This window comes from Mesorhizobium sp. AA23, assembly GCF_001672435.1.
Taxonomy (GTDB): domain Bacteria; phylum Pseudomonadota; class Alphaproteobacteria; order Rhizobiales; family Rhizobiaceae; genus Mesorhizobium.
In genome coordinates this window covers 103369-122197 of record NZ_LYTP01000005.1, presented here as the reverse complement: position 1 = coordinate 122197, position 18829 = coordinate 103369, and the positions used below count along the sequence as shown (strand labels likewise).

The window sequence follows — 18829 nt, the reverse complement described above, 5'->3', positions numbered from 1 at the left end:
GGAGAGGTCGTGAAATGACGCGGTGGTACATCGTCCACGCTTATTCGAACTTCGAGAAGAAGGTCGCCGAGGACATCGAGAACAAGGCCAAGCAGAAGGGCCTGTCGGGCGAGATCGAGCAGATCGTGGTGCCGACGGAGAAGGTCGTCGAGATACGCCGCGGCCGCAAGGTCGATGCGGAACGCAAGTTCTTCCCCGGTTATGTGCTCTTGAAGGCCAACCTGACGGACGCCGTATTCTCGCTGGTCAAGAACACGCCGAAGGTCACCGGCTTCCTCGGTGACTCCAAGCCCGTGCCGATCACTGAAGCCGAGGCGCAGCGCATCCTGAACCAGGTTCAGGAAGGCGTCGAGCGTCCGAAGCCGTCGGTCACCTTCGAGATCGGCGAGGCGATCCGCGTCTCGGACGGTCCGTTCGCGTCGTTCAACGGCTTCGTCCAGGAAGTGGACGAGGAGCGGGCGCGCCTCAAGGTGGAAGTTTCGATCTTCGGGCGCGCGGTGCCCGTCGATCTCGAATTCGGACAGGTCGAAAAGGGCTGATCCGAAGGTCCCCGTCCGAGAGGCGAAGGGATCGGCGGCGCGAAGGAATGGCGCTGCCATGAGCGGGTGGGAGGCGAATGCGGCTTAGCCGGCCGCTGGAACCGCACCACCAGACTGCAACCGCCGGTTTTCCCGGCATGAGAAAAGGCAGGAATAGAGATGGCTAAGAAAGTTGCAGGCCAGCTCAAGCTCCAGGTTGCCGCGGGCTCGGCCACGCCGTCGCCCCCGATCGGCCCGGCGCTTGGTCAGCGCGGCATCAACATCATGGAGTTCTGCAAGGCGTTCAACGCGCAGACCCAGGAGCTGGAGAAGGGCTCGCCCATCCCGGTCGTCATCACCTACTACCAGGACAAGTCGTTCACCTTCGTCATGAAGACGCCGCCGGTGAGCTACTTCCTGAAGAAGGCCGCCAACCTGAAGTCTGGTTCGAAGGAACCGGGCAAGGTCAAGGCCGGCACGATCTCGCGCGACAAGGTGCGCCAGATCGCCGAGCAGAAGATGAAGGACCTGAACGCAAACGACGTCGAAGCGGCCATGCGAATGGTCGAGGGCTCCGCCCGCTCGATGGGCCTGGAAGTGGTGGGCTAAGATCATGGCAAAGATTGCAAAGCGTGTTGCCAAGAGCCGTGAAGGCATCGATCCGAACAAGGCCTATGCGCTCTCTGAGGCGCTGCAGCTGCTGAAGGACCGGTCCACGGTGAAGTTCGACGAGACGGTCGAGGTCGCGATGAATCTCGGCGTCGATCCGCGCCATGCCGACCAGATGGTCCGCGGCGTTGTCAACCTGCCGAACGGCACTGGCCGGTCGGTGCGCGTCGCCGTGTTCGCGCGCGGCGACAAGGCCGAAGAAGCCAAGGCCGCCGGCGCCGATATCGTTGGTGCCGAGGACCTCGTCGACATCGTCCAGAAGGGCACGATCGATTTCGATCGCTGCATCGCTACTCCGGACATGATGCCGCTGGTCGGCCGTCTGGGTAAGGTGCTCGGCCCGCGCGGCATGATGCCGAACCCGAAGGTCGGCACCGTTACCCCCGATGTCGCGGCCGCCGTCAAGGCCTCGAAGGGCGGCGCCGTCGAGTTCCGCGTCGAGAAGGCCGGCATCGTCCAGGCCGGCGTCGGCAAGGTCTCGTTCGACGTCAAGGCGCTGGAAGAGAATGTGCGGGCCTTCGCCGATGCGGTGAACAAGGCCAAGCCCGCCGGCGCCAAGGGCAACTACGTCAAGAAGGTGTCGGTCACCTCGACGATGGGTCCCGGCCTCAAGCTCGACATCGCGACGCTCGCCGCGTCGTAAGCGTCGTCTGGCCGGCTTCAGGCCGGTCGCTAGAGCATGATCCCGAAAAGTGGATTTCGGAAAAGATCATGCTCCAACAAAGAAGAATTCCGGACCGCCGATCCGTCGGCGGCCCGGTACCCCGGAAGCCGAAAGGTTTCCGGATATCCTGTCCGAGATTGCAGGCGGCCCAAAAGCCTTAATTCACTTGGGCCTGCATGAGACGGGTGAAGACCCGACAAAGGAGCGACAAGCTCCAATGAAAGGTTCGAACCGTGTTTGCCTTTTGTCAGCACATCGCCGGCTTGCCGTCGGTGGGCGAAAAGGGGGCAGGATCCTCGAGCGCCGTTCGGGAGATCCACGATTAGGATGGCCCGGCCGGCAAAAGGCAACCCGACTTCTGACCTCGAGAATGAGGCAGGGGTCAACTGGAGATAGGCAGTGGACAGAGCGGAAAAGCGCGAACTCGTCACGGGCCTGAACGAAGCGTTCTCGAGCGCGGGTTCAGTCGTCGTGGCCCACTACGCCGGTATCACCGTGGCGCAAATGAACGACCTTCGGTCGAAGATGCGCGCCGCCGGTGGCACCGTCAAAGTCGCGAAGAACCGTCTCGCCAAGATCGCTCTTCAGGGCACGGACTCCGCATCGATCGTCGATCTGTTCAAGGGACAGACGCTGATCGCTTATTCGGAGGATCCGGTTGCGGCGCCGAAGATCGCGTCCGAGTTCGCCAAGGGGAATGACAAGCTGATCATTCTCGGCGGCGCAATGGGCTCGACCTCGCTCAACGCCGACGGTGTCAAGGCACTCGCCACGATGCCGTCGCTCGACGAGCTGCGCGCCAAGCTGGTTGGCATGATCGCCACGCCGGCAACCCGGATCGCCCAGATCGTCAATGCGCCCGCGGCTTCGGTCGCGCGCGTCATCGGCGCTTACGCCCGGAAGGACGAGGCGGCATGAGGCCGTTCCTCGCTGTCAACAACACACGTTCGAACCAAGTAAAGGAATACACAAATGGCTGATCTGGCAAAGATCGTAGACGACCTTTCGAAGCTGACCGTCCTCGAGGCGGCCGAGCTGTCGAAGCTCCTGGAAGAGAAGTGGGGCGTTTCGGCTGCTGCTCCGGTGGCGGTTGCCGCTGCTGGCGGTGGCGCTGCCGCTGCTGCTGCTCCGGCTGAAGAGAAGACGGAATTCGACGTCGTTCTCGCCGACGCCGGCGCCCAGAAGATCAACGTCATTAAGGAAGTCCGCGCCATCACCGGCCTTGGCCTCAAGGAAGCCAAGGACCTGGTCGAGGCCGCTCCGAAGCCGGTCAAGGAAGGCGTTTCCAAGGCCGATGCCGACAAGTTCAAGGCTCAGCTGGAAGCAGCTGGCGCCAAGGTCGAGCTGAAGTAAGCCTTATGGTTGAGGGCGGACGGCCTCGCGCCGGCCGCCCCCTCCCTTGATGAAAGGGAGGCTTCGTTGCGCGAGACGTTTGAAAACCTCTTTCCTGAGGGCCGGAAGCGGCCTTCAGGAAACGGGTTTTCTCCCGTTTTTACCGGCAGCCGCCAAGCAATTGGAACGGCGGCCGGAAAACAGACAGGGGCGGCCGGCGAGCGGCCCGTTGGTGCAAGGCGAACCGCGGCGAGGTTCGCCCCGAGTTTTGAGCTAAGGAGCGACGATGGCCCAGACCCAGACTTTCAATGGCCGCAGACGCGTACGCAAGTTCTTCGGGAAGATCCCGGAAGTTGCGGAGATGCCGAACCTGATCGAGGTTCAGAAGGCATCCTATGACCAGTTCCTGATGGTGGACGAGCCCAAGGGCGGGCGTCCGGACGAGGGGCTGCAGGCTGTTTTCAAGTCGGTCTTCCCGATCTCCGATTTTTCCGGCTCCTCGATGCTGGAATTCGTGAAGTATGAGTTCGAAGGACCGAAATTCGACGTCGACGAATGCCGTCAGCGCGACCTGACCTATGCTGCGCCGCTGAAGGTGACGCTGCGCCTCATCGTGTTCGATATCGACGAGGATACCGGCGCGAAGTCGATCAAGGATATCAAGGAGCAGGACGTCTATATGGGCGATATGCCGCTCATGACGTCGAACGGCACCTTCATCGTCAACGGCACCGAGCGCGTCATCGTCTCGCAGATGCACCGTTCGCCGGGCGTCTTCTTCGACCACGACAAGGGCAAGTCGCACTCCTCGGGCAAGCTTCTGTTTGCCGCGCGCGTCATCCCCTATCGCGGCTCGTGGCTCGACATCGAGTTCGATTCCAAGGACGTGGTCCACGCCCGCATCGACCGCCGCCGCAAGATCCCGGTGACGTCGCTGCTGATGGCGCTCGGCATGGACGGCGAAGAGATCCTGTCGACCTTCTACAACAAGATCACCTACAAGCGCGCCGGCGACCACTGGCGCATCCCGTTCAACGTCGAGCGTTTCCGCGGCCTCAAGGCTGTCGGCGACCTGGTCGACGCCGACACGGGCGAGATCGTCGTCGAGGCCGGCAAGAAGATCACCGCCCGCCAGGCCCGCCAACTCGGCGAAAAGGGTCTCAAGGCCATCAAGGCGACCGACGAGGACCTGCTCGGCAACTACCTGGCCGAGGACATCGTCAACTACGCCACCGGCGAGATCTTCCTCGAGGCCGGCGACGAGATCGACGAGAAGACGCTGAAGGTGCTGCTCGGCACCGGCGAGGACGAGATCCAGATCCTCGACATCGACCACGTCAATGTCGGCGCCTACATCCGCAACACGCTCGCCGTCGACAAGAACGAGAGCCGCCAGGACGCGCTGTTCGACATCTACCGCGTCATGCGTCCGGGCGAGCCGCCGACGCTCGAGACCGCCGAAGCCATGTTCAACTCGCTGTTCTTCGACAGCGAGCGCTATGACCTGTCGGCTGTCGGCCGCGTCAAGATGAACATGCGCCTCGAGCTCAAGGCCGAGGACACCGTGCGCGTGCTGCGCAAGGAAGACATCCTGGCCGTGGTCAAGACGCTGGTCGAGCTGCGCGACGGCAAGGGCGAGATCGACGACATCGACAATCTCGGCAACCGCCGCGTCCGCTCGGTCGGCGAGCTGATGGAGAACCAGTACCGCGTCGGCCTGCTGCGCATGGAGCGCGCGATCAAGGAGCGTATGTCCTCGATCGAGATCGACACGGTCATGCCGCAGGACCTGATCAACGCCAAGCCGGCCGCCGCCGCCGTGCGCGAGTTCTTCGGCTCCTCGCAGCTGTCGCAGTTCATGGACCAGACCAACCCGCTGTCGGAGATCACCCACAAGCGTCGCCTGTCGGCGCTTGGACCGGGCGGTCTGACCCGCGAGCGCGCCGGCTTCGAGGTGCGCGACGTGCATCCGACGCATTACGGCCGCATCTGCCCGATCGAGACGCCGGAAGGCCCGAATATCGGTCTGATCAACTCGCTCGCCACCTTCGCGCGCGTCAACAAGTACGGCTTTATCGAGAGCCCGTACCGCAAGATCGTCAACGGCAAGCTGACCAATGAAGTCGTCTATCTGTCGGCGATGGAGGAGGCCAAGCACCACGTCGCGCAGGCCAACGCCGAGCTCGATAAGAACGGCAGCTTTGTCGACGAGTTCGTCATCTGCCGCAACGCTGGCGAGGTGATGATGGCGCCGCGCGAGAACGTCGACCTGATGGACGTGTCGCCGAAGCAGATGGTGTCGGTCGCGGCGGCCCTCATCCCGTTCCTCGAGAACGACGACGCCAACCGCGCGCTGATGGGCTCGAACATGCAGCGTCAGGCCGTGCCGCTGGTGCGTGCCGAGGCACCGTTCGTCGGCACCGGCATGGAGCCGGTCGTGGCCCGTGACTCAGGCGCCGCCATCGGTGCCCGTCGCGGCGGCGTGGTCGACCAGGTGGACGCCACCCGTATCGTTATCCGCGCCACCGAAGATCTCGACCCGGGCAAGTCCGGCGTCGACATCTACCGGCTGATGAAGTTCCAGCGTTCGAACCAGAACACCTGCATCAACCAGCGTCCGCTGGTGCGTGTCGGCGACCGGGTGAACAAGGGCGACATCATTGCCGACGGTCCTTCGACCGAGCTCGGCGATCTGGCGCTCGGCCGCAACGTGCTGGTCGCGTTCATGCCGTGGAACGGCTACAACTACGAGGACTCGATCCTGCTCTCCGAGCGCATCGTGGCCGACGACGTCTTCACCTCGATCCACATTGAGGAGTTCGAGGTCATGGCCCGCGACACCAAGCTCGGACCGGAGGAGATTACGCGCGACATTCCGAACGTCTCGGAGGAAGCGCTGAAGAACCTCGACGAGGCCGGCATCGTCTATATCGGCGCGGAAGTGCAGCCGGGCGACATCCTGGTCGGCAAGATCACGCCGAAGGGCGAAAGCCCGATGACGCCGGAAGAGAAGCTCCTGCGCGCCATCTTCGGCGAAAAGGCCTCGGACGTTCGCGACACCTCCATGCGCATGCCTCCGGGCACCTTCGGCACGGTCGTCGAAGTGCGCGTCTTCAACCGCCACGGCGTGGAGAAGGACGAGCGCGCCATGGCGATCGAGCGCGAGGAGATCGAGCGTCTGGCCAAGGACCGCGACGACGAGCAGGCGATCCTCGATCGCAACGTCTATTCGCGCCTGTCGGACATGCTGGTCGGCAAGGAAGCGATTGCCGGGCCGAAGGGCTTCAAGAAGGGCTCGAAGCTGTCGAAGGACACGCTCGACGAGTATCCGCGCTCGCAGTGGTGGCAGTTCGCCGTGGAGAACGAAAAGCTGCAGAGCGAGCTGGAAGCCCTGCGCGGCCAGTACGACGACTCCAAGAAGGCGCTCGAGCAGCGCTTCATGGACAAGGTCGAGAAGGTGCAGCGCGGCGACGAGATGCCTCCGGGCGTCATGAAGATGGTCAAGGTCTTCGTGGCGGTGAAGCGCAAGATGCAGCCGGGCGACAAGATGGCCGGCCGTCACGGCAACAAGGGCGTGGTGTCGCGCATCGTTCCGGTCGAGGACATGCCTTTCCTCGAGGACGGCACGCATGCCGATATCGTGCTCAACCCGCTGGGTGTGCCGAGCCGCATGAATGTCGGCCAGATCCTGGAAACGCATCTGGGCTGGGCCTGCGCCGGCATGGGCAGGAAGATCGGCGAGCTGATCGACGCCTACAAGGCTGGCGGCGACATCAAGCCGCTGCGCAAGACGCTGGAAAGCTTCATGCCTTCCAACGACCGCAACGAGCCGGTCCGCGACTATGACGACGAGAGCATCATTCGCCTGAGCGAACAGATGCGCCGCGGCGTCTCCATCGCGACTCCGGTGTTCGACGGCGCGCACGAAGCCGACATCAACACCATGCTGCAGCAGGCGGGCCTGCACACCAGCGGTCAGTCGCAGCTTTATGACGGCCGCACCGGCGAGCCGTTCGATCGCAAGGTGACGATGGGCTACATCTATATGCTCAAGCTTCACCACCTGGTGGACGACAAGATCCACGCGCGCTCGATCGGTCCGTACTCGCTCGTCACCCAGCAGCCGCTGGGCGGCAAGGCGCAGTTCGGTGGCCAGCGCTTCGGCGAAATGGAGGTCTGGGCGCTGGAAGCCTACGGCGCCGCTTATACGCTGCAGGAGATGCTGACGGTGAAGTCGGATGACGTTGCCGGACGCACCAAGGTCTACGAGGCAATCGTGCGCGGCGACGATACGTTCGAAGCCGGCATTCCCGAGAGCTTCAACGTTCTCGTCAAGGAGATGCGCTCCCTCGGCCTCAATGTCGAACTGGAGAACACCAAGTTCGAAGACGCTGCCGTGCGGCTGCCCGATGCTGCCGAATAAGGGCGCGGCCGAACAAGGGTAATGGCGCGCCGCGAACAACGTGGCGCGCCCAACAATTCTCGGCCGGTCAGGCCGGCCAGTCTGCGGGCATTCGGCCCGCGCTCGATGCAAGGGGTTTTCGAGGACCCCGAAAAGGAGAACGGCATGAACCAAGAGGTCATGAATCTCTTCAACCCTCAGGCGCCTGCGCAGGTGTTCGATTCCATCCGGATCTCGCTCGCCAGCCCTGAGAAGATTCTGTCCTGGTCGTTCGGTGAGATCAAAAAGCCGGAGACCATCAACTACCGCACCTTCAAGCCGGAGCGTGACGGTCTGTTCTGCGCGCGCATTTTTGGTCCGATCAAGGACTACGAGTGCCTGTGCGGCAAGTACAAGCGCATGAAGTACAAGGGCGTCATCTGCGAGAAGTGCGGCGTCGAAGTCACGCTGTCGCGCGTCCGCCGCGAGCGCATGGGCCATATCGAGCTCGCCGCCCCCGTCGCCCATATCTGGTTCCTGAAGTCGTTGCCCTCGCGCATCGGCACGCTGCTCGACATGACGCTGAAGGATATCGAGCGCGTCCTCTACTTCGAGAACTACATCGTCACCGAGCCTGGCCTCACCGCGCTGAAGGAGCACCAGCTGCTCAGCGAGGAAGAGTACATGCTGGCCGTCGACGAGTATGGCGAGGACTCTTTCACCGCCATGATCGGCGCCGAGGCCATCCATGACCTGTTGGCCGGCATGGATCTGGAGAAGATCGCCGGCGATCTGCGCTCGGAGCTGGCTTCGACCTCGTCCGAGCTCAAGCAGAAGAAGCTGCTGAAGCGGCTCAAGGTCGTCGAGAACTTCATGGAATCCGGCAACCGTCCGGAATGGATGATCATGAAGGTCGTCCCGGTGATCCCGCCGGACCTTCGCCCGCTGGTCCCGCTGGACGGCGGCCGCTTCGCCACGTCCGACCTCAACGACCTCTATCGCCGCGTCATCAACCGCAACAATCGCTTGAAGCGGCTGATCGAGCTGCGCGCGCCCGGCATCATCGTGCGCAATGAAAAGCGCATGCTGCAGGAGGCCGTCGACGCGCTGTTCGACAACGGCCGCCGCGGGCGCGTCATCACCGGCGCCAACAAGCGTCCGCTGAAGTCGCTGTCCGACATGCTCAAGGGCAAGCAGGGCCGGTTCCGCCAGAACCTGCTCGGCAAGCGTGTCGACTATTCCGGCCGCTCGGTCATCGTGACCGGTCCGGAACTCAAGCTGCATCAGTGCGGCCTGCCGAAGAAGATGGCGCTGGAGCTGTTCAAGCCTTTCATCTACGCCCGCCTCGACGCCAAGGGTTTCTCCTCGACCGTCAAGCAGGCGAAGAAGCTGGTCGAGAAGGAGCGTCCGGAGGTCTGGGATATCCTCGACGAGGTTATCCGCGAGCATCCGGTGCTCTTGAACCGCGCGCCGACGCTGCACCGCCTCGGCATCCAGGCGTTCGAGCCGATCCTGATCGAAGGCAAGGCGATCCAGCTGCATCCGCTGGTCTGCACGGCCTTCAATGCCGACTTCGACGGCGACCAGATGGCGGTCCATGTGCCGCTGTCCCTGGAAGCGCAGCTCGAAGCGCGCGTGCTGATGATGTCGACCAACAACATCCTGCACCCGGCCTCCGGCGCGCCGATCATCGTGCCGTCGCAGGACATGGTTCTCGGTCTCTACTATCTGTCGATCGTCAACCAGAACGAGCCGGGCGAAGGCATGGTGTTCGCCGAGATGGGCGAGCTCCAGCATGCGCTGGAGACCAAGGCGGTGACCCTGCACGCCAAGATCAAGGGCCGCTTCCGCACCGTCGATGCCGAAGGCAAGACGGTGTCGAACATCTATGAAACCACGCCCGGCCGCATGATCATCGGCGAGCTTCTGCCGAAGAACGTCAACGTACCGTACGACATCGCCAACCAGGAGATGACCAAGAAGAACATCTCCAAGATGATCGACACCGTCTACCGCCACTGCGGGCAGAAGGAGACGGTCATCTTCTGCGACCGCATCATGGCTCTCGGCTTTGCGCATGCCTGCCGCGCCGGCATTTCGTTCGGCAAGGACGACATGGTGATTCCGGACACCAAGCTGAAGCTGGTCTCCGATACCGAGGCTTTGGCCAAGGAGTACGAGCAGCAGTACAATGACGGCCTGATCACGCAGGGCGAGAAGTACAACAAGGTGGTCGACGCCTGGGCCAAGTGCTCGGAGAAGGTCGCCGACGAGATGATGGCCCGCATCAAGGCGGTCGAGTTCGAGGAAAACGGCCGTCAGAAGCCGATGAACTCGATCTATATGATGTCGCATTCGGGTGCGCGCGGTTCGCCCACCCAGATGCGCCAGCTCGCCGGCATGCGCGGCCTGATGGCCAAGCCTTCGGGCGAGATCATCGAGACGCCGATCATCTCGAACTTCAAGGAAGGCCTCACCGTGCTCGAGTACTTCAACTCGACCCACGGCGCCCGCAAGGGTCTGGCCGACACCGCCTTGAAGACGGCGAACTCGGGGTACCTGACCCGCCGTCTGGTCGACGTGGCGCAGGACTGCATCGTCAATTCGCTGGATTGCGGCACCGACAAGGGCCTCACCATGCAGCCGATCGTCGATGCCGGCCAGATCGTCGCCTCGGTCGGTCAGCGCGTGCTCGGCCGCACGGCGCTCGACGACATCAACCACCCGGTCTCCGGCGAAGTGCTGGTCAAGGCCGGCAAGCTGATGGACGAGCGTGACGTGGAGCAGATCGAGAAGGCCGGCGTCCAGTCGGTCCGCATCCGCTCGGCGCTGACCTGCGAGGTCAGGACCGGCGTCTGCGCGGTCTGCTACGGTCGCGATCTTGCCCGCGGCACGCCCGTCAACCAGGGCGAGGCCGTCGGCGTCATCGCGGCGCAGTCGATCGGCGAGCCGGGCACCCAGCTCACCATGCGCACCTTCCACATGGGCGGCACCGCGCAGGTGGTGGATTCTTCGTTCCTCGAAGCCTCCTATGAGGGCAAGGTCGAGATCCGCAATCGCAACGTGGTGCGCAACTCCGAAGGTCAGCAGATGGTGATGGGCCGCAACATGGCGGTTCTGATCCTCGACGAGGCCGGCAAGGAACGCGCCACGCACCGCGTCGCCTATGGCTCGCGCATCTTCGTGGATGACGGCGACAAGGTGAAGCGCGGGCAGCGCATCGCCGAGTGGGATCCTTACACCCGCCCGATCCTCACCGAAATCGAGGGCAAGGTGGCGTTCGAGGATCTGGTCGACGGCATCTCCGTCCAGGAGACCGCCGACGAGTCGACCGGCATCACCAAGCGTGAGGTCATCGATTGGCGTTCGACGCCGCGCGGCAGCGACCTGAAGCCGGCGATCGTCGTGCAGGACGCCAAGGGCAAGGTGGGCAAGCTGTCGAAGGGCGGCGATGCACGCTTCCTGCTCTCGGTCGAGGCCATTCTCTCGGTCGAGCCGGGCGCGCATGTCCGTCCGGGCGACGTGCTTGCGCGTATCCCGATGGAAAGCGCCAAGACCAAGGACATCACCGGCGGTCTGCCGCGGGTGGCCGAACTGTTCGAGGCTCGCCGTCCGAAGGATCACGCCATCATCGCCGAGATCGATGGCACGGTCCGCTTCGGCCGCGACTACAAGAACAAGCGCCGCATCATCATCGAGCCGCACGACTCGACGCTGGAGCCGGTCGAGTACCTGATCCCGAAGGGCAAGCCGTTCCATCTGCAGGACGGCGACGTCATCGAGAAGGGCGACTACATCCTCGACGGCAACCCGGCGCCGCACGACATCCTGGCGATCAAGGGCGTGGAGGCGCTTGCGTCCTACCTCGTCAACGAGATCCAGGAGGTCTACCGCCTGCAGGGCGTGTCGATCAACGACAAGCACATCGAGGTGATCGTTCGCCAGATGCTGCAGAAGGTCGAGATCACCACGCAGGGCGACTCGACCTACATTCCGGGCGACCACGTCGACGTGATCGAGCTGGAAGAGGTCAACGAGCGGCTGATCGAGGACGGCAAGAAGCCGGCCGAAGGCCAGCCGGTGCTGCTCGGCATCACCAAGGCCTCGCTGCAGACGCCGTCCTTCATCTCGGCCGCCTCCTTCCAGGAGACGACCAGGGTGCTGACGGAAGCCGCGGTCGCCGGTAAGACCGACATGCTGCAGGGTCTGAAGGAGAACGTCATCGTCGGCCGCCTGATCCCGGCCGGCACGGGCGGCACGATGAGCCAAATAAGGCGCATCGCCACCTCGCGCGACGAGCTCATCATCGACGAGCGCCGCAAGGCTTCGGGTGTCGAGGTCGCCGAGCCGATGCTGACCAACATGGTCAACGCCGCGCAGTAAGCGCGGATGCAATGAGAGAAAGAAAAGGGGCCCGCGTGGCCCCTTTTTTCATTCGGGTTATGAACGAGGAAAAACCATGAGCGTCAGGACCTGGACGGCTGTCGACAACTACATCGTCTCCTCTCTTTTCGATGCGGATCCCACGCTTGACGCGGTGCTTGCGGCCAACCGCGAGCAGGGCCTGCCGGCGATCGACGTCTCGGCCGCGCAGGGCAAATTGCTTTCGCTTCTGGTGCGGATTCGCGGCGCAAGGAAGGTGCTCGAGATCGGCACGCTCGGTGGTTACTCGACCATCTGGATGGCAAGGGGCCTGCCTGCCGATGGCAGAGTAGTGACGCTGGAGCTTGAGCCGCACCATGCCAAGGTCGCGCGTTCGAACTTCGAGCGGGCAGGGATTTCCGACAAGGTGGATCTGCGGCTCCGGCCAGCTCTTCAATCGCTAGCAGCCTTGGTCAGCGAAAATGCCGGTCCGTTCGACCTGATCTTCATCGACGCCGACAAGCCGAACAACCCGAATTATCTCAGCTGGGCCATGCGGCTGTCGCGCTCCGGAACGGTGATAGTCTGCGACAACGTCATCCGCGACGGCGCCGTGCTGAAGGACGACGGCCGCGACGAAAACGTCGTCGGCGCCCGCGCGGCGTTCTCCTTCATCGGCGGCGAGAAGCGGCTTGACGGCACCGCCATCCAGACCGTCGGCGCCAAGGGCTATGACGGATTTGCGATTGCGATCGTGGACTGACGCCGGCGCTGCACGGGGCTTACTGTTAATCGAAGAAAGGCTCGACCACATTGCGCTTGCCGAGCATGAAGGCGTCGGCGACGTGCTGGAGCGGGGCCAGGTCGACGTCGGAGATGCCGGCGCGGACAATCTCGGCGAAACGCTTGTAGAGCATCGGATATTCGGCTTCCGGCTCGTCATGGATGATCTTGCCGTCGACGGCGAGCTTTGCGCCGCCGCCCGAAAGCACCATCTTGCCCTTGTCGGTCTCGGCCAGGATGTCCCAGCTCTGCGGACCGGTCTGCAGCCAGTCGAGCTCCATTGTCACCGGGAGCCCGTTCGAGGTGCGGAAGGTGACATGCGCCGCGACCGGCGAGGCGCGGTTCTCGGGGAAGTCGAGCACGGCCGAGGTGATGAACATCGGCGGCAGGATGTGGGTGGCGATCGATAGCGCGTTGATGCCGGGATCGAACACGCCGAAACCGCCCGGCGCCCAGATCCATTCCTGGTTCGGGTGCCAGCGGCGCACGTCTTCCTTCCAGTTGATCGCCGCCGAGTCGATTCTGGCCGAAGCCAGGAAGGCGCGCGCGGCCTCGACCGCCGGCGCGTAGCGCGAATGCCAGCTGGCGAAAAGCGAAACGCCTTTCTTCGCGGCAATCGCCTTCAGGTGCTCGACCTCGCTGACGGTGGCGCCCGGCGGCTTCTCCATGAAGACGTGCTTTCCGGCCTCGAGCGCGGTGCGCGCGGCGTCATAGCGGAACTGCGGCGGCATGCAGAGCGAGACGGCTTCCAGGCCCGGCTCGGCCTCGAGCATCGCCTCGATCGTCGGATAGTTCGGGATGCCGTCCACCTTGCCGTGGCGGCTGGCGGCGGCCGCAAGCCGATAACTGCTGTCCTTGGCCAGTGCTGGAAGATGCTGGTCGCGGACGATCTTTCCCACGCCGACGATACCGATCCTGATGGGGTTGCTGGTCATTGGGACTCCGAGGGTGGAAGAAGTAGGTGTTCTTAGGCAGGACAACGGTGCCCGGCAAGCCTGGACGAAATCGTGATCTCGCGGTTCCCGTCCGGGATCAGCTCGGCTCGTCGAAGGTAACGATCGAGACTTCGCCCTCCAGCGCGCCCTGATAGGCGGACAGATGCGGCTCTTCGTCGGGGGTGCCTTCGATGTCGCCGATCTGGTCGAGCTCGGCTTCGGCGAATCCTTCGGCGGCGAGCGATTCGAGCGCGCGGCGGACGGCAGAATCATCGTCGGGCGCGACCAGCATCACATGCACGCCTTCCGGCTTGCCGCCTTTTCGCCGCCACACCCGGCCGGTGATGATGGTGACCGGGCGCTCCTCGTTGTCGTTCACGGGCTGATTCCTCCGGAAGCGGGGAGTTTTGCCATTCATGCCGCCTTATTTGCACGAAGCCGGCCGAGATGACAGGCGGAAGCGGGTCACTTTCTTCCTCGCTCTTGAAAAAAGACGCAAGAAAATTACATGCGTTTTCCGCATGGCTGCCAAGCTCCGGATCGGGCGCAATATTTGCCGTTCCGGGGTTGACGGATAGGGGGCTTGCGAGTAGAAGCCGCCACGTCAGAACCGATGTGAGACTTGCTTTTCCGAGGCGACGCGCCTTGGAGTTTGCCTCAAACAGGGTTCGTTTTACGAGCGAAAAGACATCTCCGGCGCGCATGAAGCGGCTTCCGCTTCCTCTGCAATTTGTTCGGGCAGGACCGCGAGGCGCGGTGTGTTGCCCGAATTCGCGTATGGACATGACGCTTTGAGCGGCCCTGACAGGGCAAGACACGGAATTGAGAGACAAGAGGGTTTAATGCCTACCGTCAACCAGCTGATCCGCAAGCCGCGCCTGGCGCCGGTGAAGCGCAACAAGGTCCCGGCCATGCAGCAGAACCCGCAGAAGCGGGGCGTCTGCACGCGCGTCTACACGACGACGCCGAAGAAGCCGAACTCGGCGCTGCGCAAGGTGGCCAAGATCCGTCTGACCAATGGTTTCGAAGTGATCGGCTACATCCCGGGCGAAGGCCATAACCTTCAGGAGCACTCAGTGGTCATGATCCGCGGCGGCCGCGTCAAGGATCTGCCGGGCGTCCGCTATCACATCATCCGCGGCGTGCTCGACACGCAGGGTGTGAAGAACCGCAAGCAGCGCCGTTCGAAATACGGTGCCAAGCGTCCGAAGTAAGGGTTTCCGGCTTCGGCGCTTTTTTTGACTGCGCCGTGCCACGAGATTGAGAGACAAGAGCCATGTCCCGTCGTCACAGTGCAGAAAAGCGTGAGATCAATCCGGACCCCAAGTTCGGCGATCTGGTCGTCACCAAGTTCATGAACGCCGTCATGTATGACGGCAAGAAGTCGGTTGCCGAGACCATCGTCTACGGCGCGCTGGACCAGGTCCAGGCCAAGACCAAGCAGGAGCCGGTCGCTGTCTTCCACCAGGCGCTCGACAATGTCGCGCCGCATGTGGAAGTGCGTTCGCGTCGCGTCGGCGGCGCCACCTACCAAGTTCCGGTGGATGTGCGCCCCGAGCGCCGCCAGGCGCTCGCCATCCGCTGGCTGATCGCCGCCGCACGCAACCGCAACGAGACCACGATGGTCGACCGCCTCTCGGGCGAGCTGATGGACGCGGCCAACAACCGCGGCACGGCCGTCAAGAAGCGTGAAGACACCCACAAGATGGCGGAAGCCAACCGCGCCTTCGCGCACTACCGCTGGTAAAGCGCGAACGAGACTGAGAGGCACCTCCCATGGCCCGCGAATACAAAATCGAAGACTACCGCAATTTCGGTATCATGGCGCATATCGACGCCGGCAAGACGACGACGACCGAGCGCGTCCTGTACTACACGGGCAAGTCGCACAAGATCGGCGAAGTCCATGACGGCGCTGCCACCATGGACTGGATGGAGCAGGAGCAGGAACGCGGCATCACCATCACCTCTGCCGCGACCACGACCTTCTGGAAGGGTCGTGACGGCAAGATGCGCCGCTTCAACATCATCGACACTCCCGGACACGTCGACTTCACCATCGAGGTCGAGCGTTCGCTGCGCGTGCTCGACGGCGCCATCGCGCTGCTCGATGCCAACGCCGGCGTCGAGCCGCAGACCGAGACCGTGTGGCGCCAGGCCGACAAGTACCACGTGCCGCGCATGATCTTCTGCAACAAGATGGACAAGATCGGCGCCGATTTCTACCGCTCGGTGGAAATGATCGGCTCGCGCCTCGGCGCGCAGGCCGTCGTCATGCAACTGCCGATCGGCGCCGAGACCGAGTTCAAGGGCGTCGTCGACCTCGTCGAAATGAACGCGCTTGTCTGGCGCGACGAGACGCTGGGCGCTGCCTGGGACGTCGTCGAGATCCCGGCCGACCTCAAGGACAAGGCCGCTCAGTATCGCGAGAAGATGATCGAGGCCGCCGTCGAGATGGACGAGACCGCGCTCGAGAATTACCTCGAAGGCAACATGCCGTCGAACGACGAGATCCGCGCGCTGATCCGCAAGGGCACCATCGCGGTCAAGTTCTTCCCGATGTTCTGCGGCTCGGCCTTCAAGAACAAGGGCGTGCAGCCGCTGCTGGACGCCGTTGTCGAATACCTGCCGTCGCCGATCGACGTGCCGGCCATCAAGGGTGTCGACGCCAAGACCGACGCCGAGATCGAGCGTCATGCCGACGACAACGAGCCGCTGTCGATGCTGGCGTTCAAGATCATGAACGACCCGTTCGTCGGCTCGCTGACCTTCGCTCGCATCTATTCGGGCAAGCTCACCAAGGGCACCTCGCTCGACAACACCGTGAAGGGCAAGAAGGAGCGCATCGGCCGCATGCTGCAGATGCATGCGAATTCGCGCGCCGATATCGAGGAAGCCTATGCCGGCGACATCGTCGCGTTGGCCGGCCTCAAGGACACGACGACCGGCGACACGCTCTGCGATCCGCTGCATCCGGTCATCCTCGAGCGCATGGAATTCCCCGATCCGGTGATCCAGATCGCCATCGAGCCGAAGACCAAGAACGATCAGGAAAAGATGGGCCTCGCGCTGCATCGCCTGGCGGCCGAGGATCCGTCCTTCCGCGTCAAGACCGACGAGGAAAGCGGTCAGACCATCATCGCCGGCATGGGCGAGCTGCATCTCGACATCATCGTTGACCGCATGCGCCGCGAGTTCAAGGTGGAAGCCAATGTCGGCGCTCCGCAGGTGGCCTATCGCGAGACGATCACCCGGACCCACGAGCAGGACTACACGCACAAGAAGCAGACGGGCGGCACCGGCCAGTTCGCTCGCGTCAAGATCGTGTTCGAGCCGAACACCGAGAGCGAAGAGTTCTTGTTCGAGTCCAAGATCGTCGGCGGCGCGGTGCCGAAGGAATACATCCCCGGCGTCGAGAAGGGCATCCAGAGCGTCATGGGTTCCGGCCCGTTTGCCGGCTTCCCGATGATCGGCGTCAAGGCGACGCTGATCGACGGTGCCTTCCACGACGTCGACTCCTCGGTGCTGGCGTTCGAAATTGCCTCCCGCGCCTGCTTCAAGGAAGCCGCACCCCGGCTTGGTGTGCAGCTCCTGGAGCCGATCATGAAGGTCGAGGTCGTGACGCCGGAAGACTATGTCGGCGGCGTTATCGGTGACCTCAACGGCCGTCGCGGCCAGATCCAGGGGCAGGAAGCGCGTGGCGTGGCAGTCGTCATCAACGCGATGGTGCCTTTGGCCAACATGTTCAAGTACGTCGACAATCTGCGTTCGATGTCGCAGGGCCGCGCCCAGTACACGATGCAGTTCGACCACTATGAGCCGGTCCCTACGGCGGTGGCCCAGGAAGTCCAGAAAAAGTACGCGTGAGAATGCCTGTGCCACCGGAACCGCGGCTCTTACGCGTTTCCGGTTCGGCTGGAGCGAATATCAATTTCCCCGAGCGGGATGAGTAAAGACGGAGAAATACAGTGGCAAAAGGTAAATTCGAGCGCACCAAGCCGCATGTGAACATTGGCACGATCGGCCACGTCGATCATGGCAAGACGTCGCTGACGGCGGCGATCACGAAGTATTTTGGCGAATACAAGCGCTATGACCAGATCGACGCGGCGCCGGAAGAGAAGGCGCGCGGCATCACCATCTCGACGGCGCATGTCGAGTATGAGACGGCCAACCGTCACTACGCCCATGTCGACTGCCCCGGCCATGCCGACTATGTCAAGAACATGATCACCGGCGCCGCCCAGATGGACGGCGCGATCCTGGTGGTTTCGGCCGCCGACGGCCCGATGCCGCAGACCCGCGAGCACATCCTTTTGGCCCGCCAGGTCGGCGTGCCCTCGATCGTGGTGTTCCTGAACAAGGTCGACCAGGTCGACGACGCCGAGCTGCTCGAGCTGGTCGAGCTCGAGGTTCGCGAGCTGCTGACCAAGAACGAGTTCCCCGGCGACGACATTCCGATCGTCAAGGGTTCGGCTCTGGCAGCACTTGAGGATTCGAACAAGACCATCGGCGAGGACGCCATCCGCGAGCTGATGGCGCAGGTCGACGCCTACATCCCGACGCCGGTCCGTCCGCTGGACAAGCCGTTCCTGATGCCGATCGAGGACGTGTTCTCGATCTCGGGCCGCGGCACGGTCGTGACCGGCCGCGTCGAGCGCGGCGTGGTCAAGGTCGGCGAGGAATTGGAGATCGTCGGCATCCGTCCGACGGCCAAGACCACCTGCACGGGCGTGGAGATGTTCCGCAAGCTGCTCGACCAGGGCCAGGCCGGCGACAACATCGGCGCGCTCTTGCGCGGCATCGATCGCGAGGGTGTCGAGCGCGGCCAGGTTCTGGCCAAGCCGGGTTCGGTGAAGCCGCACAAGAAGTTCGTGGCCGAAGCCTACATCCTGACCAAGGACGAGGGCGGCCGTCACACGCCGTTCTTCACCAACTACCGTCCGCAGTTCTACTTCCGCACCACCGACGTGACGGGCATCGTGACGCTGCCGGCCGGCACCGAGATGGTGATGCCCGGCGACAACATCACCGTCGATGTCGAGCTGATCGTGCCGATCGCGATGGAAGAGAAGCTGCGCTTCGCCATCCGTGAAGGCGGCCGCACCGTCGGTGCCGGCATCGTCGTCACCATCAAAGAATAATTGGACGAAACGGATCTGTCGCGGGCGCGGGGCTGCCCGCG

14 protein-coding genes are annotated in these 18829 nt (G+C 63.4%); 12 read left to right on the top strand and 2 right to left on the bottom strand.

All coding sequences use genetic code 11. The annotated features are described in order from the left end of the window. Nucleotides 1–14: 14 nt before the first annotated feature. The 8 genes from nusG (at nucleotide 15) to A9K66_RS06945 (ending at nucleotide 12689) form a co-directional block, all read left to right on the top strand. Complete coding sequence (gene nusG, locus A9K66_RS06980; RefSeq protein ID WP_066989575.1) at nucleotides 15–539, top strand: transcription termination/antitermination protein NusG; 525 nt, start codon at nucleotides 15–17, stop codon at nucleotides 537–539. Nucleotides 540–698: 159 nt separating this feature from the next. Then, nucleotides 699–1127, top strand: coding sequence for a 50S ribosomal protein L11 (rplK, locus tag A9K66_RS06975; RefSeq protein ID WP_059189557.1), 429 nt, complete (start codon nucleotides 699–701; stop codon nucleotides 1125–1127). 4 nt (nucleotides 1128–1131) lie between these two features. Next, nucleotides 1132–1830 (top strand): 50S ribosomal protein L1, encoded by a 699-nt coding sequence (gene rplA / locus A9K66_RS06970; protein ID WP_066989577.1) that lies wholly within the window; start codon nucleotides 1132–1134, stop codon nucleotides 1828–1830. A 420-nt stretch (nucleotides 1831–2250) separates the two neighbouring features. After that, nucleotides 2251–2769: a 50S ribosomal protein L10 gene (gene rplJ, locus A9K66_RS06965; protein ID WP_067321493.1), complete on the top strand. Its 519-nt coding sequence runs from the start codon at nucleotides 2251–2253 to the stop codon at nucleotides 2767–2769. 54 nt (nucleotides 2770–2823) lie between these two features. Then, a complete protein-coding gene (gene rplL / locus A9K66_RS06960) occupies nucleotides 2824–3204 on the top strand; it encodes a 50S ribosomal protein L7/L12 (protein ID WP_066989581.1) in 381 nt (126 codons plus the stop codon). Between the two features lie 265 nt (nucleotides 3205–3469). Continuing rightward, nucleotides 3470–7606 (top strand): DNA-directed RNA polymerase subunit beta, encoded by a 4137-nt coding sequence (rpoB, locus tag A9K66_RS06955; RefSeq protein WP_066989583.1) that lies wholly within the window; start codon nucleotides 3470–3472, stop codon nucleotides 7604–7606. 144 nt (nucleotides 7607–7750) lie between these two features. Then, nucleotides 7751–11947, top strand: coding sequence for a DNA-directed RNA polymerase subunit beta' (rpoC, locus tag A9K66_RS06950; RefSeq protein WP_067321633.1), 4197 nt, complete (start codon nucleotides 7751–7753; stop codon nucleotides 11945–11947). Between the two features lie 76 nt (nucleotides 11948–12023). Then, on the top strand, nucleotides 12024–12689 hold the full coding sequence (locus A9K66_RS06945; protein ID WP_067321490.1) for an O-methyltransferase: 666 nt from the start codon (nucleotides 12024–12026) through the stop codon (nucleotides 12687–12689). 25 nt (nucleotides 12690–12714) lie between these two features. Here the strand turns inward: A9K66_RS06945 and A9K66_RS06940 are convergent, their stop codons facing one another. Further along, the gene (locus tag A9K66_RS06940; RefSeq protein ID WP_067321488.1) at nucleotides 12715–13644 is read right to left on the bottom strand and encodes a Gfo/Idh/MocA family oxidoreductase; all 930 of its coding nucleotides are present in this window, start codon (nucleotides 13642–13644) and stop codon (nucleotides 12715–12717) included. A gap of 97 nt (nucleotides 13645–13741) precedes the next feature. Continuing rightward, the gene (locus A9K66_RS06935) at nucleotides 13742–14023 is read right to left on the bottom strand and encodes a transcriptional regulator (RefSeq protein ID WP_067321485.1); all 282 of its coding nucleotides are present in this window, start codon (nucleotides 14021–14023) and stop codon (nucleotides 13742–13744) included. Between the two features lie 463 nt (nucleotides 14024–14486). Here A9K66_RS06935 and rpsL point away from each other — a divergent pair, with 463 nt between their 5' ends. From rpsL to tuf, 4 genes are all read left to right on the top strand, one after another. Then, nucleotides 14487–14858: a 30S ribosomal protein S12 gene (gene rpsL / locus A9K66_RS06930; protein WP_006202128.1), complete on the top strand. Its 372-nt coding sequence runs from the start codon at nucleotides 14487–14489 to the stop codon at nucleotides 14856–14858. A 62-nt stretch (nucleotides 14859–14920) separates the two neighbouring features. Then, complete coding sequence (gene rpsG, locus A9K66_RS06925; protein WP_041003106.1) at nucleotides 14921–15391, top strand: 30S ribosomal protein S7; 471 nt, start codon at nucleotides 14921–14923, stop codon at nucleotides 15389–15391. A gap of 29 nt (nucleotides 15392–15420) precedes the next feature. Then, nucleotides 15421–17511, top strand: coding sequence for an elongation factor G (gene fusA, locus A9K66_RS06920; protein ID WP_067321482.1), 2091 nt, complete (start codon nucleotides 15421–15423; stop codon nucleotides 17509–17511). A gap of 101 nt (nucleotides 17512–17612) precedes the next feature. Next, nucleotides 17613–18788, top strand: coding sequence for an elongation factor Tu (tuf, locus tag A9K66_RS06915; protein WP_066989565.1), 1176 nt, complete (start codon nucleotides 17613–17615; stop codon nucleotides 18786–18788). Nucleotides 18789–18829: the final 41 nt, after the last annotated feature.